This is a genomic window from Mycobacterium sp. smrl_JER01 (assembly GCF_048513595.2).
Taxonomy (GTDB): Bacteria; Actinomycetota; Actinomycetes; order Mycobacteriales; family Mycobacteriaceae; genus Mycobacterium.
Map to the genome: position 1 here is coordinate 4797650 of NZ_JBLXXK020000001.1, position 14486 is coordinate 4812135.

12 protein-coding genes are annotated in these 14486 nt (G+C 67.6%); 4 read left to right on the top strand and 8 right to left on the bottom strand.

Annotated features, from left to right (window positions below; genetic code table 11):
• Positions 1 to 65: 65 nt before the first annotated feature.
• Positions 66 to 1007, top strand: a complete 942-nt coding sequence (locus ACNUDN_RS22470; RefSeq protein ID WP_419123949.1) for a cyclopropane mycolic acid synthase family methyltransferase — start codon at positions 66 to 68, stop codon at positions 1005 to 1007.
• A 147-nt stretch (positions 1008 to 1154) separates the two neighbouring features.
• Positions 1155 to 2048 carry a cyclopropane mycolic acid synthase family methyltransferase gene (locus ACNUDN_RS22475; protein ID WP_419123950.1) on the top strand — a complete coding sequence of 298 codons (894 nt, stop codon included), beginning with the start codon at positions 1155 to 1157 and terminating at the stop codon, positions 2046 to 2048.
• 48 nt (positions 2049 to 2096) lie between these two features.
• Here the strand turns inward: ACNUDN_RS22475 and ACNUDN_RS22480 are convergent, their stop codons facing one another.
• Together ACNUDN_RS22480 and ACNUDN_RS22485 are read right to left on the bottom strand one after the other, a co-directional pair.
• Positions 2097 to 3332: a KasA/KasB family beta-ketoacyl-ACP synthase gene (locus ACNUDN_RS22480; protein ID WP_419123951.1), complete on the bottom strand. Its 1236-nt coding sequence runs from the start codon at positions 3330 to 3332 to the stop codon at positions 2097 to 2099.
• A 177-nt stretch (positions 3333 to 3509) separates the two neighbouring features.
• The gene (locus ACNUDN_RS22485) at positions 3510 to 4934 is read right to left on the bottom strand and encodes an aldehyde dehydrogenase family protein (RefSeq protein WP_419123952.1); all 1425 of its coding nucleotides are present in this window, start codon (positions 4932 to 4934) and stop codon (positions 3510 to 3512) included.
• Positions 4935 to 5241: 307 nt separating this feature from the next.
• On the opposite strand from ACNUDN_RS22485, the gene ACNUDN_RS22490 reads away from it, so the two are divergent.
• Positions 5242 to 7041 (top strand): EAL domain-containing protein, encoded by a 1800-nt coding sequence (locus tag ACNUDN_RS22490; protein ID WP_419123953.1) that lies wholly within the window; start codon positions 5242 to 5244, stop codon positions 7039 to 7041.
• 103 nt (positions 7042 to 7144) lie between these two features.
• Entirely contained in the window at positions 7145 to 7807 is a 663-nt protein-coding gene (locus ACNUDN_RS22495; protein WP_419123954.1) for an NAD(P)H-binding protein, read from the top strand.
• Positions 7808 to 7826: 19 nt separating this feature from the next.
• Here the strand turns inward: ACNUDN_RS22495 and ACNUDN_RS22500 are convergent, their stop codons facing one another.
• From ACNUDN_RS22500 to ACNUDN_RS22525, 6 genes are read right to left on the bottom strand one after another with little or no spacing between them, the layout of a single operon-like run.
• Positions 7827 to 8276, bottom strand: coding sequence for a type II toxin-antitoxin system Rv0910 family toxin (locus tag ACNUDN_RS22500; protein ID WP_419123955.1), 450 nt, complete (start codon positions 8274 to 8276; stop codon positions 7827 to 7829).
• A 12-nt stretch (positions 8277 to 8288) separates the two neighbouring features.
• Complete coding sequence (locus ACNUDN_RS22505) at positions 8289 to 8570, bottom strand: antitoxin (protein ID WP_419123956.1); 282 nt, start codon at positions 8568 to 8570, stop codon at positions 8289 to 8291.
• A gap of 9 nt (positions 8571 to 8579) precedes the next feature.
• A complete protein-coding gene (locus tag ACNUDN_RS22510; RefSeq protein ID WP_419123957.1) occupies positions 8580 to 10985 on the bottom strand; it encodes a cation-translocating P-type ATPase in 2406 nt (801 codons plus the stop codon).
• Positions 10982 to 12589 carry a serine hydrolase domain-containing protein gene (locus tag ACNUDN_RS22515; protein WP_419123958.1) on the bottom strand — a complete coding sequence of 536 codons (1608 nt, stop codon included), beginning with the start codon at positions 12587 to 12589 and terminating at the stop codon, positions 10982 to 10984. Before ACNUDN_RS22515 ends, ACNUDN_RS22510 begins: the two co-directional genes overlap by 4 nt.
• 28 nt (positions 12590 to 12617) lie before the next feature.
• Positions 12618 to 13733 carry an MBL fold metallo-hydrolase gene (locus ACNUDN_RS22520; RefSeq protein ID WP_419123959.1) on the bottom strand — a complete coding sequence of 372 codons (1116 nt, stop codon included), beginning with the start codon at positions 13731 to 13733 and terminating at the stop codon, positions 12618 to 12620.
• Positions 13733 to 14467, bottom strand: coding sequence for an enoyl-CoA hydratase (locus ACNUDN_RS22525; protein WP_419123960.1), 735 nt, complete (start codon positions 14465 to 14467; stop codon positions 13733 to 13735). The genes ACNUDN_RS22520 and ACNUDN_RS22525 overlap by 1 nt, the downstream gene beginning before the upstream one ends.
• Positions 14468 to 14486: the final 19 nt, after the last annotated feature.

Genomic DNA, 14486 nt, shown 5'->3' on the forward strand with positions numbered 1-14486 from the left:
CGGGCGGGGTAGTAGAGAACCAGCGCCCCGCCGGGCGTGATATCTCCGTGTCGACAGGACGTCTCATGCCGAACAGCTCAACCGACCAAGCGAACCCGACCGCCGAATCAGCCTGGCTGTCCAAGTCCGCCTCTCAGACGCGCGGGTCGGACAAGAAAGAGGTTCAGTTCCACTACGACATCTCCAACGACTTCTTCAAGTTGTGGCAGGACCCGTCGCAGACCTACAGCTGTGCCTACTTCGAGAAGGACGACTACACCCTGGAGCAGGCGCAGCTCGCGAAGGTCGACCTGTCGCTGGGCAAGTTGGGCCTGCAGCCCGGGATGACACTGCTCGACATCGGCTGCGGATGGGGTTCGACCATCCAGCGGGCCGTCGAGAAGTACGACGTCAACGTCATCGGACTGACGCTGTCGGAGAACCAGAAGCAACACATCGAGCAAAACCGCTTCCCGCACATCGACACCCAGCGCAGCATGGAAGTGCGGCTGCAGCCCTGGGAGGACTTCGACGGTTCGAACACCAAGGTCGACCGGATCGTGTCGATCGGCGCGTTCGAGCACTTCGGCTTCAACAAGTACGACGACTACATGAAGAAGACCTACAGCTGGCTGCCCGAGGACGGTGTGCAGATGCTGCACACGATCATCATCCCCAGCGATGAAGAGATCAAAGCCAAGAAGCTGCCGCTGACCATGTCCAAGGTGCGGTTCATCAAATTCATCATGGACGAGATCTACCCCGGCGGGCGTCTGCCGCTGGCAGCCCAGGTCACCGATGCGGCCAAGGCCAACGGCTACACCGTGACCCGTGAACAGCACCTGCAACCGCATTACGTCAAGACTCTCGACACCTGGGCCGCGAACCTGAAAGACAAGAAGGACGAGGCCGTCGCGATCACCTCGGAGGAGATCTACGAGCGGTTCTACAAGTACCTGACCGGCTGCGCCGACCTGTTCCGCGAGGGATACACCGACGTCGTGCAGTTCACGTTGGAGAAGCGATGACATGCAGCGCCTTCGTTGAACACGGCGCCCTCGTCGAAAGACGGGCACTGTCATCGAGGCGGCACTGTAGTAATTTGGGCACACGCGTCACCTGATTAAGGCGACGAACGGGACGCAAGTCCGCACTGGGATGGAGGTCGGTCGGGGATGACCGGGAGCACTGTGGAGCCACCCGCAGGCGACGACATGAAACCGCACTTCGAAGAGGTTCAGGCCCACTACGACCTGTCCGACGACTTCTTCGGGCTGTTTCAGGATCCGTCCCGGACCTACAGCTGTGCCTATTACGAGCGCGACGACATGACGCTGGCCGAAGCGCAGGTCGCCAAGATCGATCTGGCGCTGGGCAAGCTGAACCTCGAACCCGGCATGACGCTGCTCGACATCGGTTGCGGCTGGGGCTCGGTGCTGCAGCGCGCGATCGAGAAGTACGACGTCAACGTCGTCGGATTGACGCTGAGCCGCAACCAGTGCAAGTTCGCCCAGGACCTGCTCGACGGCATCGACACCGACCGGTCCCGCCGGATCATGCTGCGCGGCTGGGAGCAGTTCGACGAACCGGTCGACCGCATCATCAGCATCGAGGCGATCGAAGCCTTCCCGCAGGAACGCTATGCGCCGTTCTTCAAGATGTGCAGCAGCGTGCTGCCCGAAGGCGGACGGATGCTGTTGCAGGCGATCCTGGGCCACCCGCTCAAGAAGTGGCCCGAGATGGGCATCCCGATCACGATGACCGATCTGAAGTTCATGCGGTTCATTGCCAAGGAGATCTTCCCGGGCGGCTCGGTACCCGGCGAGGAGAACATCGTCGCGCTCTCCGCCGATGCCGGTTTCACCCTGGAGCAGACCCAGTTCCTCAATCAGGACTACGTGCGCACGCTCGACACCTGGGCCGAGGCCCTGCAGGCGCGCCATGACGAGGCCGTGGCGGCGACGTCGGAAGAGGTCTACCAGCGATATATGAAGTACCTGACCGGGTGCAGCGACTTCTTCAACCGCGGCATCAGCGAACTCGGCCAGTTCACGCTCGTCAAGGCCTGACAGTCAGCCCTGACAGTCAGCCCTGAGAGGTTTCAGGCCTGAAAGGTTTCAGGCCCGGCCGAATACCAGCGAAACGTTGTGCCCGCCGAACCCGAACGAGTTGTTGATCGCGTACTCGTAGCGTCCGCGCCGCGGCTCTCCGGCGACCACGTCGAGGTCGATCTCCGGGTCGAGGTTCACCAGATTACGTGTTGCCGGGATGACACCGTCGCGGAGCGCCAGCAGCGTCAGGATGGACTCCACCGCGCCGACCGCGCCGACCGAATGCCCGAGGGCACCCTTGGGGGCGTATACGGCGGGACGGTGTCCGCCCAGGGCATTGTTGATGGCCACCCCCTCGGCGACGTCGCCGACGCTGGTGCCGGTGGCGTGGGCGTTGACGTGGTCGATATCGGTGGCCGACAGTCCGGCCAACTCGACGGCGTGCGACATCGCATAGCCGGCGCGTTTGCCATTCGGGTCGGGGGCCACCATGTGGAAGCCGTCGGAGGTGATGCTCGCGCCCATCAGTCGGCCCATGACGGTGGCGCCGCGGGCCTTGGCGTGTTCCTCGGTCTCGATCACCAGCAGCGCCCCGCCCTCACCGAAGACGAAACCGTCGCGGTCCTTGTCGAACGGACGACATGCTCCTGCGGGGTCGTCGTTGTTGGTCGACATCACGATCCGCATCTGCGCGAACCCCGCGATCGGCACTGCCTCAATCCGGGCCTCCACCCCACCGCAGATCGCGATGTCGGCCTCGCCGAAGACAATGTGGCGCCACGCCTGGGCCACGCCTTCAGACCCGGAGGCACACGCCGAGACCGGGGCCAGGACGCCGGCGCGCGCGTGGCGTTCCAGCGCGACGGCCGCCGACGGTCCGCTCGGTGCGTACTGCTGGACGACGGTCGGGTTGACCTCGTCGAGCCGATGCTCCCGCAGGTGGTCGTAGGCGAAGGCCAACTCCTCGATCCCGCCCATGCCGGTGCCGATCGACACCGTCAGTCGATTCGGATCGACCTCGGGTGACCCGGCGTTCTCCCACACCCGGCGGCCGAGGACGACCGCCATCCGCTGCACGTAGGAAAGGCTGTAGTTCTCCTCCGGCGTCAGGTGCTCGTCGAAGGTCTCCAGGAGATGCCCGCCGATGCGGACCGGCAGATCGAATTCGTCGATGAACGAGTCCTCGAGCCGGCGGATTCCGCTGCGGCCCTCCAGCAGACCCTGCCAGGTGGACTCGACGTCGGTGCCGAGTGCCGTCGTCATGGCGATCCCGGTGACCACCACATCCGGAAACTTGGTCATGGTTCCCCCGTGCCTCACAATTTCTTTCGCGGAATTACCCCGCAGTCTCGCGCTTTATTCCACCAAGAGCCGATGCCGCTTCGAATACCTGCATAGCCGTGACCTCGCGGAATTTCAAACCACATGGTCGGACGCACCGGCGCACCCGCGGCGTCGCGGTGCGCACCCGAGCGGCGGTCACCCCGCCGCGTAGCCGATGGCAGCCTTAGTCTCCAGGTACTCGTCGAACCCGAACCGGCCCCACTCGCGGCCGTTACCGCTGCGCTTGTAGCCGCCGAACGGTGCGGCCAGGTCGAAACCGTGGTTGATCGCGACCGACCCGGCGCGGATCCGGCGGGCCACCCCGCGGGCCTTTTCCAGATCGGCGCCGGAGACGTAACCGGCCAGCCCGTACTCGGTGTCGTTGCCGATCTCGACGGCTTCGTCCAGGTCGTCGTAGCCCAGAATGCACAGCACCGGTCCGAAGATCTCCTCGCGCGCGATCGTCATGTCGTTGGTGACGTCGGCGAACACGGTCGGCTTCACGTAATAGCCGCGATCGATACCCTCGGGCCGCCCGGTGCCGCCGACGACGAGCGTGGCACCCTCGTCGATCCCCCTCTGGATCAATCCCTGGATTTTGTCGAACTGCGCCTTCGAGGCGACGGGCCCGATCGCGGTCTTGTCTGCCGGGTCACCGACTTTCACGCCGCCTGCGGTGGCACGGGCGACCTCGATCGCTTCGTCCATGCGGGAGGCCGGCACCAACATACGCGACGGCGCATTGCAGCTCTGCCCGCTGTTCATCATCATCGCCTTGGTGCCCGTCGCCACGCTTGTGGCGAAGTCGTCGTCATCGAGCACGATGTTGGGGCTCTTGCCGCCGAGTTCCTGGGTGACGCGCTTGACGGTGGGCGCAGCGTTGCGGGCCACCTCGATGCCGGCACGCGTCGATCCGGTGAAGGACACCATGTCGATGTCGGGATGGCTGGAGATCGGGACACCGACGCCAGGCCCGTCACCGTAGACCAGGTTGTACACGCCGGCGGGAACGCCTGCGGCGTCGAGGATCTCGGTGAAGATCTGCGCCGAATAGGGGGCGACCTCGGAGGGCTTGAGCACCATCGTGCATCCGGTGGCCAGCGCCGGGAACACCTTGCACGCGATCTGGTTGATCGGCCAGTTCCAGGGCGTGATCAATCCGCACACCCCGATCGGTTCCTTGACCACCAGCGTGCTGCCCTGCTGCTCCTCGAACTGGAAGTTCTTCAGCACATCGATCGCGGCGGTGAGGTGACCCATGCCCAGGTGCACCTGCGGGCCGGAGGCCAAGGACGGCGGTGCTCCCATCTCCTCGGTGACGGCTTCGGCCAGTTCAGCGGCCCGCTTCTGATACTCGGCCAGGACGGCGCCGAGCACGTCGAGCCGCTCCTCGCGGCTGGTCTGTGACCAGGTACCAAACGCTCGCCGAGCTGCGGTGACCGCGAGGTCGACGTCGGCGGACGACCCCAACGCGATGCGGCCGGAGACCTCCTCGGTGGAGGGATTGTCGACGTCGAGTGCATTGGGCCGCACCGGTTCGACCCACCGGCCGTCGATGTAGTGCTTCAGGTACTCACGCATGGTTCCTCCTCGACTCGCGACGGTGCGACCGCTTCTCATCTTCCCTAGATCGCCGGCCGCTGACTACCTTCTGCATACCAGGTGCGAAATCGATGCCGGGCCGGCAACTCCGGTGCGCACCGGGCCCAGGTGTTTCACGGCCTCAAATGCCCACCGCCCCAACAGCATCGGCCTTGCCGATGGCCCCTGCCGGCGTCGGGTTCGAGTACCGCGGGCTGCCGCGGCTCGGTCGCCCCGGCGCGCGGTCGCGGGTGGCACGTCATGCGAGGGTCCGAGCATCCGGCCATCCGCCCGCTACCATGGCCCGGTGGGGTGGGTGCGGGCCGGCTGGGCCGTGGTCCGACGTGCCCGGATGTGGCCGGGCATCGCCACACCGACATTGATGGCCGGCACGGCTGGTGCGTGTTTTCTGGTCGGCAGCGCGCTGGTGGTGCTTTTCACCGCACTGGCGCCGGACTCGTCGGCGACCGCCGCGGTCCAGTATCGAAACGCGGCGGCTGCCGGTGTGATCGGCATCTGCGTATTGGCCATCGGACGGCGGATGACAGGGTGGTTGTTCCATCTACTCGTCATCGTCGCCATTGCGCAGATCACGCTGTCGGTCACCGCGGCTTCCGGCAGCGTGGCGGTGTCGTTGGCGACTCTGTATGTGTTCGTCGCCGCCGCCGCGTTCTTCGTCGCCTGGCCGACGGCGTTGCTGTATCTGGCGCTGACCATCGGATGCTGCCTGACGGCGCTGTCCGTGGCGCCGGACGTGCCGTGGTGGACCGCAATCCCGACGTGCGTCACCACGGGGGCGATCGGAACGGTCATCGCGATCCTCGGCCGCAACGTGGCGAAGGCCGAACTCGACGACGCCACCGGAGTACCGAACCGCCGCGGGTTCGACCGGGCCCTCACCGCGGAGATCAACCGGACGGCGACGGCCGATTCCGCACCGGCGGTCGTCCTGGTCTGGGTGGAACGCCCACCATCCGCCACCGGCGACTTCGACGACCGGACGGGGGACGCGGCGATGCGGCACCTGATCGCAGCGTGGGGCGGACTGCTCAGCGCGGGTCAGGTCATCGCCCGCCGCAGCGACAACGAGCTTGCTCTGCTGCTACCGACAACCACAGAACGGCAGGCGTACTCGTTCGTGCAGGCCCTACATTCGCAGACCGCGCGCGAGTTCTGCGCCGGAGTGAGCGCATGGCATCCCGGTGAATCTGCGTCCTCGGTGGTCGAGCGCGCCGACACCGCGTTGCGCCGGGCCCGGATGATCGGCCGCAACCGGACGATGCTGGAGTCCGCGCGCCTGCCGTCGCTCGCCGTCCAGCTCGATGACGCGCTCACCGCCGAAACCGTCGGGGTCCGCTACCAGCCGGTGGTGCGGCTCACCGACAACGATGCGGTCGTCGGGGTGGAGGCGCTGCTGCGCTGGGCGCCCGCTTTCGGACCCGAGCTGCCCGCCAGCGAAGTCGTCAGGGTCGCCGAGGACAACAACCTGATCGGGCTGCTCGATCTGTACGTCCTGCGGCGCGCCTGCCTGGACGCGCAGTGGATGCAGCAGCGGGCCCCCGGCGTGCGGCTAACGTTGGGCGTCAACGTCTCCGGACTCGATCTGGTCCAAAACGACTATGTGGAAAGGGTTTTCGATACGCTACGGGTCACCGGCTGGTCGGCCGAACAATTGGTCGTGGAGGTCACCGAAAGTGTGCTCGCGGTCGACCGGCCCGCGTCGATCGACGCGCTGCTGGAACTTCGCAAGCGCGGTGTCCGGATCGCCATCGACGATTTCGGCACCGGCTACTCGTCGTTGAGCAGGCTCGGAAACATGCCCACCGATCTGATCAAGCTCGACGCCTCGTTCACATCGTCGATCAGCTCGGCGTCGAGTGCCGCACCGGCGCTGCTACAGGCGGTCGCCGGGCTGGCCGAGGCACTCGGGCTGCCCATCCTCGCCGAGGGGGTGGAGACCCCGCACCAGGCGGCGGTACTGCGCGGGATGGGATGCCACATGGCGCAGGGCTACCACTTCGGGCGCCCCCAGACCCGCGAGAACGTGGTGGAGACGATCGCTCACGCGGCTGTCGCGCGGCGGGAGCAGCGCCGCGGCCATCGGTGATTTCGCAGCTGAGGCTAGATTGTCGGTGTCGCTCGAGTTCCAGTCGGTGCACCGCCAGACGCCGGATCGGCCCGGTCACGTGCGGTGCCGGAGGAGGTAGACCATGCACGTCGTCATCGCCGGCGGACACGGCAAGATCGCGCTGATCACGTCGCGGCTGCTGTCGGGTCGCGGCGACGCGGTCACGGGGTTCATCCGCAACCCCGACCATGCCGACGATGTCCGCGTCGCCGGCGCCGAGCCGGTCGTCATCGACCTGGAGAACACCACCAACGGCGTGGTGTCCACCCACCTGCGCGGCGCCGACGCGGTCATCTTCGCCGCGGGCGCGGGACCCGGGAGCGGGGCGGCCCGCAAGGAGACCGTGGACCGCGACGCGGCGATCCTGCTGGCCGATGCAGCAGAAGCGGCGGGGGTGCGACGGTATGTGATGATCTCGTCGATGGGCGCCGACGCCCAGGCGCCTGATGACGCGGGCGACGACGTGTTCGTCGCCTACCTGCGCGCCAAAGGCGCCGCCGACGACGTGATCCGCGCGCGCACCGAACTACTCGCCACCATCGTGCGGCCGGGACTGCTCACCGATGACGCGCCCACCGGACGGGTCACCGTGGCCGAGCGCACCGGCCGCGGCGCCATCCCCCGCGCCGATGTCGCCGCGGTGCTCATCGCGGCGTTGGACACACCGCTGACCGCGGGCCACACCTTCGAGGTCATCTCCGGTGACATCCCGATCGCCGACGCGGTCGCCGCCGTGGGGGCCTGACGCCGGCCGGCGAACACCGTCAGGAGGGCGCGAACACCGCCTTGAAGCGGTTCAGCGACTCCTGGATGTCACCCTTGAGCGCGCCCGCGACGACCATCCCGATCGGCCCGAACAGCGCCGGACCACCGAGGTGGATGTCGAAGGTGACCGTCGAGGAGCCCGCCGGATCGTGCGGCCCGGGCGTGATCTTGCCGATCAACTTGACCTTGACGCCGCCTTTGCCGTCTCCGTTGAGCGTCATCGCCTCCGGCGGACGGTAGTGCACCACCGTCCAGCTCACCCGGTTCGGCATGCCCTTGACCTCGACGATGGAGTCGAGCTGGGTGCCCTTCTCGATGACGTCGGGCAGTGTGGACCGCCACACCCGGTGGATGGACAGCCATTCTTTGTAGCGTGACAGATCCGACGCGCTCGCCCACGCCTGTTCGGGGGGCAGCGGAACGTCGACCGACACCGAGAGCTTGGCCATACCGCGGGCGGCCTACGAGACGGGCGGGGCGGTCGGCGGCTGCTGGTGCTGCGGGCCGGGCGGCGGCTCGGAGGCCGGCTCGGACACCGGAGCCTGATCGGCAGGCCCCGGGCTGGCCTTGTCCGCCGTGGTGTCAGCGACGGCCTTCTTCGCCGCGTCCTGCACCTTGTCGACCGTCGAGGCGTACTTGCCCTGGGTCTTCTTGTCGACGAGATCGCCGGCCTTGTCGATCACGGTGTCGACCTTGTCCGCATTCTTGGAAAGCAGATCTTTGGCCTTGTCCAGAAATCCCATGCGCCAACCCTACCGCTCGCGAGGACGCCACAGTCTGCGGCGTTCTCCCAGTACACGGCCCTGCAGCCACCAGATCACCTCGACGGCGGCCGCACCGGCGAGCCCGATCGCCAGCGCAGTGGAGGTGACCGTCGGGTTGGACGGGTCCAGGAGAAACAGCTCGCGGGCCGCCGGGATGCTGAAGATGACCACATAGGCCAGCCCGGACACCGCGACCAGCAGCACCCGCCACCATTCGTAGGGGCGCGCCACGACGGACAACACCCACACCGCCGACACCAGCAGGGTGATCAACGCCGCGGTCGACGCCTGGGTCTGCTCGACCGCGGTGGCAGCCCGACCCTGGTAGGCGACCAGGTAGGAGGTGAACGTCGCGGCCCCGACGACGATGCCCGACGGCAGCGCCGAGGTCATCACCCGGCGCACGAAACCCGGCTGTGCGCGCTCGTTGTTGGGGGCCAGCGACAGCACGAACGCCGGGATGCCGATGGTGAACCAGGCGGCGATGGTGACGTGGATGGGCTGGAACGGGAACAGCAGCGGATCGGATCCGAACAGTTTGGCCGACAATCCGGCCAGGCCGACGAGGACAGCGAGCAGCACCGAGTAGACGGTTTTGGTCAGGAACAGATTGGAGACCCGCTCGATGTTGCCGATCACCCGCCGGCCCTCCCCGACGACATAGGGCAGGGTCGCGAACTTGTTGTCCAGCAGCACGATCTGCGCAACCGCCCGCGAGGCCGAGCTGCCCGAACCCATCGCCACACCGATGTCGGCGTCCTTGAGCGCCAGCACGTCGTTGACACCGTCACCGGTCATCGCGACGGTGTGACCGCGGGACTGCAGGGCATGCACCATGGCGCGCTTCTGATCGGGCCGCACCCGACCGAACGTGGTGTACTGCTCCAACGTTTCGGCCAGCGCATCGGGCTGCTCAGGTAACCGACGCGCATCCATCGTCTCGCCGTGCAGGCCCAGCGAGCCGGCCACCGCACCCACTGACACGGCGTTGTCGCCCGAGATCACCTTGATCGAGACTTTCTGCGTGGCGAAGTAGTCCAGTGTGTCGCGCGCGTCGGGGCGGATGCGCTGCTCGAGCACCACCAGAGCAGCCGGGGTGACGCGCCCGGGCGCGTCCGGCGCGTCGACGGGGCGGTCGCTGGATGCCAGCAGCAACACTCGTAAGCCTTTGGCGCCGATCTGCTCGGCCTGCTCGGCGACCGGCGAGGCCGGATCGAGCAGCACGTCCGGAGCGCCGATCACCCAGTTGCCGTGCTCGGAGTAGGACGTCCCGCTCCATTTGGTCGCCGACTTGAACGGTGCGGACGCGGTGGCCGTCCAACCCGGCGGCGTCGGGTAGGCCTCCGCGATCGCGGTCATGCTGGCGTTGGGTCGGGCGTCGTCGGCCGCGAGCTGCGCCAACACCTCGCCCACCGGAGCTTGGTTTTCCGCGTGGGCATCGTTCAGCGATTTGAGGTCGCTGACCCGCATCCCGTTCTCGGTCAGCGTCCCGGTCTTGTCCGCGCAGACCACGTCGACGCGGGCCAGGCCCTCGATCGCGGGCAGTTCGTTCACCAGACACTGTTTGCGGCCCAGCCGGACCACCCCGACCGCGAACGCGATCGACGTCATCAGCACGAGTCCCTCGGGCACCATCGGGACCAGGGCCCCGACCATGCGTAGCACCGACTCCCGCCACCCGGCATCGGTGGTGAACAGCTGGGTGTAGATGATCAGCGCCCCGGCCGGCACCAGGAGGTAGGTGATGAACTGCAGAATCTTGTTGATACCGCTGCGCAGTTCGGATTTCACCAGCGTGAACTTGCTGGCCTCCTCGGCCAATTTGGCCGCGTAGGCTTCCCGGCCGACCTTCGTGGCGCGGTAAGCGCCGCTGCCGGCGACGACGAAGCTCCCCGACATCACCTGGTCGCCGGTGTCTTTCGCGATCGGGTCGGCTTCACCGGTGAGCAGGGACTCGTCGACTTCGAGGTTGGCCTCCTCCAAGACGACGCCGTCGACCACGATCTGATCGCCGGGTCCCAGTTCGATGACGTCGTCGAGCACGACCTCACCGGGCGCCAGCGGGCGGGTCCCGGACTGCCTGCGCACCAACGGTTTGGCCTGCCCGACGATCGCCAGTTTGTCCAGGGTCCGCTTGGCGCGCAGCTCCTGGATGATGCCGATCCCGCTGTTGGCGATGATGAGCAGACCGAACGCACCGTTGATGATCGAGCCGGTGGACAGCACGATGATCAGCAGCACGCCGAGAATGGCATTGATGCGGGTGAACACGTTCCCGCGGACGATCTCCGACACGCTGCGGGCGGCGCGGGTGGGCACGTCGTTGGTCTGGCCCGCGGCGACCCGATCGGCCACCTCGGCGTCGGAGAGTCCGCTGATCACAGAAGCCGTCATCGGATGAAAACCCCTTTGCCCTCATCGTCGAAGTACTCCAGGGTGAGCCGGCCGCCCTCGAACGTCGCCGCGGAAACGGTTCCGGGCGGCGCGTTTTCCGAGGACACCGGGAATGTGAAGGTGTCGCCGTCCCACGGGGTCAGTTCGAAGGAGCCGCGGGGGCCGAGGGCCAGCTGCAGACGGTCGCCGCCCTCAGTGACCGTCGCGGGTCCCCAGTAGGCGTTGTCGTACACCCCGGCATAGCTCGGCAGGGGTGCCGGTGGCGCCGCGTCCGCGGGTCGTTGCCGGCCGGCCAACGACCCACTCGGCCGGTCCATGTCTGCAAAGGCCTTGCCGTACAACGCATACCAGTCTTCGCGAATCTCCCCGAACTGCACCAGGTCGGCGAACTGTGCGGTCAGCGTCTCCGGGACGCCGGTCGGCGTCGCGTTGGTCAGTGCGACGATGGCGACGTCGGCCGAAGGCAGGATGACCACGTTGGTGGCCGCGCCGAGCTCGAACGCACCGGAGTGGCTCAGTTCGGTGCGCGCGGCCGCGGTCGTTCCGACGTTGAAGCCGAAGCCGTAGAAACCCGATCTCATGGCGGGTTCGGTGCCGCGGGACGCCACCACCTGCGGGGTGACCGCGGGTAGCAGCGCCTCGGGGTCGATGAAGGACTCCCCGTCGCGCCGCCCGTCGGCGAGCATCATCGCCAGCCAGCGGGTCATGTCGTTGACCGACGAGCTCACGCCGCCGGCCGGTGATTGCGCCTGCGCGTCCCGGACATAACGGGGCTGGTAGCGGCCATCGAGGAGGATGTGCCCGACCGCGCGGTCGGTACTTGCCTGGTAGTCGCTGAAGCGATAACTGGTGGCGTCCATCCCGAGCGGGCGCAGCAGCACCTCGGCCGCCAGATCCTCCCAGCTGCGGCCGGTGCCCGAGGCGGCCGCCTCGGCGCCCGCCGTCAGCCCGAAGTTGGTGTAGGCGTAGGAGATCCGGAACGGATCGAGTGGGAGTTCACCGAGCCGTTCGAGCACCTGACGACGGTCGTAACCGAGGTCTTCGAGCTTGTCCCCGGCGTGGTCGGGTAACCCGGAACGGTGGGCGAACATATCGCCCACCGTGACCATCCGGGTGACCGACGGGTCCGAAAGCGCGAACCACGGCAGGCGCGACACCAGCGCGGTGTCCCAGCCGATCTGGTTCTGGCTGACCAACCGGGCCACGACGGTGGCGCTCAGCGGTTTGGACAACGACGCCAACTGGAACACCGTGTCGGCGCCGACCCGGTTCGCCGGATCGTCGGGCAGCTCGGCATTCTTGACTCCGAAGCCCTTGGCGTAGACCGTCTCTCCGCCGTGAACTCCCCCGTGCACGACGGCCACCGCCATTCCCGGGATGCCGGAGGTCGACATCAGCTCCTCGGCGAGGCGGTCGAGCTCGGCCACCGCGTCGACAACCGCGTTCTGCGGCAGCGGCAGCGCCGGCACCAGCGGCGGCGGTATGTCGGGGGACGGGGCGACCGGCGGCGCACCGGAGGGTCCCGGATCGCCGGGGTTGGAAGCACAACCGGCCAGCAGTACCACCGACAGCGCGAGCGCGGCCACCCTGGCCTGGGACTTCATGATCAGCACCGTAACGCGTCGGGGCGCCCTAGAACCGCCACCACGGGTCGGATGTCGAGTCCGGGACCACCCGCTGACCCGGTTTGGGCACCACGATCCGCACCCGCTCGGCCCCGGCTGCGCTCAGTAGCCGCTCGGCCGGTTCCGCCCACGGATGCGGGGCGAGCCGAAACGTGGCCCAATGGATGGGAACCAGCAGGCCGCGGTCCACATCGGTCAGGTCGAGATGGGCTCGCACCGCCTCCTCGGGGTTCATGTGGATGTCGGCGAAGGCGGGGTGGTAGGCACCGATCGGCAACAGCGTCAGATCGAAGGGACCGTACTCGGCGCCGATCTCGGCGAAGCTCTTCGTGTAGCCGGTGTCGCCGCCGAAGAACGCGGTGTGTTCAGGTCCGGCCACCACCCACGACGCCCACAACGTGGAATCACGTGAGAACAGCCGCCCGGAGAAATGCCGGGCGGGCGTACAGATCAGCGTGAGATCGCCGATCCGGTGGGCCTCATGCCAGTCCAGCTCGACGATGCGGCTTTCCGGAACGCCCCATTTACGCAGATGAGCACCGATGCCCAACGGCACGACAAACGGGCCGCGCTGGGTGTGCGCCAACGCAATCACGGTGTCGATGTCGAGGTGGTCGTAGTGGTCGTGACTGATCACGACGGCGTCGACGGCGGGCAGCGCCTCCAGCGCCACGGGCACGTCGTGCATCCGTTGCGGACCGACCGCGCGCGACGGTGAGCACCGATCGCTCCACACCGGGTCGGCCAGCACGCGGTAGCCGTCGACCTCGATCAACGCGCTGGAGTGGCCGTACCAACTGGCGGCCGCCGACGTCGGCGTCGGTTCCGCGGTGGGTGGCTCCACGACAGGGATGGGTGCCTTCGGTTTGCCCTGGGATGCTGCGTTGGCCAAATCGCGCAGCAGCATGCGCTGCAGATCCCGGTCCATCGTGATCCCGGACGGCGGCTCCAGGTTGACGAACTTCCCGTCGCGGTAGTTCGGCGAGCGTCGCGCCACCGGAGCGACCTCGGCCGGAGTCGCCCCCAGCGACGCCGGGGTGCCGCGCAACGCACGCAGCACCCAGCCGCCGGCCAGCAGCGACGCCGACCCGAACCCGTACCGCAGGGCCGCCCGCGCCACCATCAGGCGCCCTGGAATCGCGGCGGCCGCTTCTCGATGCGCGCCACCTGCGCCTCGATGATGTCCTGACTGGCCCAGGCCCGGTCGAAGAGCTCCTGATGCGCCGGCCACGGGTCCTCGTAGGCGCCGTCGTCGTTGAGCACCCGCTTGGCGTGCTGCAGGGCCAGCGGCGCGAACCCGGCGATCTCCTGCGCCCAGGCCTGGGCGTCGGCGAGGGTGCCGATCCGGTTGGCCATCCCGGTCTGCAGCGCGATGTCGGCGGTGAGCCGCTCGGCCGCCAGCAGCATGCCTCTGGCCCGGCCGGCCCCCACCAGCGACGTCAGTCGCCGGATGCTCCAATTGTCAAGCGCGATGCCGTACTTGGCGACAGGGAACTGGAAGTATGCCTCCGGCGCGACCACCCGCAGATCGCAGATCATCGCGAGGATCACGCCGGCGCCGATCGCGGGTCCGTTGACCGCGCCGATCACCGGGAAGGGGGCCCGGTCGATCGCCAGGTTGAGCGCCCTGGCCTTGTCGGGCAGCTCGTCGGCGACGCCCTGGCCGCCGGACAGGTCGGCCCCGGAACTGAAGACATGGCCCGCGCCGGTGAGCACCATGGCACGGACGTCCTCGGCGGCGGCCTTCTCGATCGCTTCGCGCAGGCCGTCGACAAGTTCGGCGTTGAGCGCATTGCGCCGCTCCGGGCGCTGCAGCTCCAGCGTCATCACCTGGCCGTCACGGGTCAGTCCAATCATGGGCACCAGAGTAGTTAGC

Coding starts and splice junctions, on each gene's coding strand:
- ACNUDN_RS22525 (WP_419123960.1), bottom strand. CDS start 14,467: ATGATTGGACTGACCCGTGACGGCCAGGTGATGACGCTGGAGCTGCAG.
- ACNUDN_RS22475 (WP_419123950.1), top strand. CDS start 1,155: ATGACCGGGAGCACTGTGGAGCCACCCGCAGGCGACGACATGAAACCG.
- ACNUDN_RS22510 (WP_419123957.1), bottom strand. CDS start 10,985: ATGACGGCTTCTGTGATCAGCGGACTCTCCGACGCCGAGGTGGCCGAT.
- ACNUDN_RS22480 (WP_419123951.1), bottom strand. CDS start 3,332: ATGACCAAGTTTCCGGATGTGGTGGTCACCGGGATCGCCATGACGACG.
- ACNUDN_RS22495 (WP_419123954.1), top strand. CDS start 7,145: ATGCACGTCGTCATCGCCGGCGGACACGGCAAGATCGCGCTGATCACG.
- ACNUDN_RS22505 (WP_419123956.1), bottom strand. CDS start 8,570: ATGGGATTTCTGGACAAGGCCAAAGATCTGCTTTCCAAGAATGCGGAC.
- ACNUDN_RS22485 (WP_419123952.1), bottom strand. CDS start 4,934: ATGCGTGAGTACCTGAAGCACTACATCGACGGCCGGTGGGTCGAACCG.
- ACNUDN_RS22520 (WP_419123959.1), bottom strand. CDS start 13,733: ATGGTGGCGCGGGCGGCCCTGCGGTACGGGTTCGGGTCGGCGTCGCTG.
- ACNUDN_RS22470 (WP_419123949.1), top strand. CDS start 66: ATGCCGAACAGCTCAACCGACCAAGCGAACCCGACCGCCGAATCAGCC.
- ACNUDN_RS22500 (WP_419123955.1), bottom strand. CDS start 8,276: ATGGCCAAGCTCTCGGTGTCGGTCGACGTTCCGCTGCCCCCCGAACAG.
- ACNUDN_RS22515 (WP_419123958.1), bottom strand. CDS start 12,589: ATGAAGTCCCAGGCCAGGGTGGCCGCGCTCGCGCTGTCGGTGGTACTG.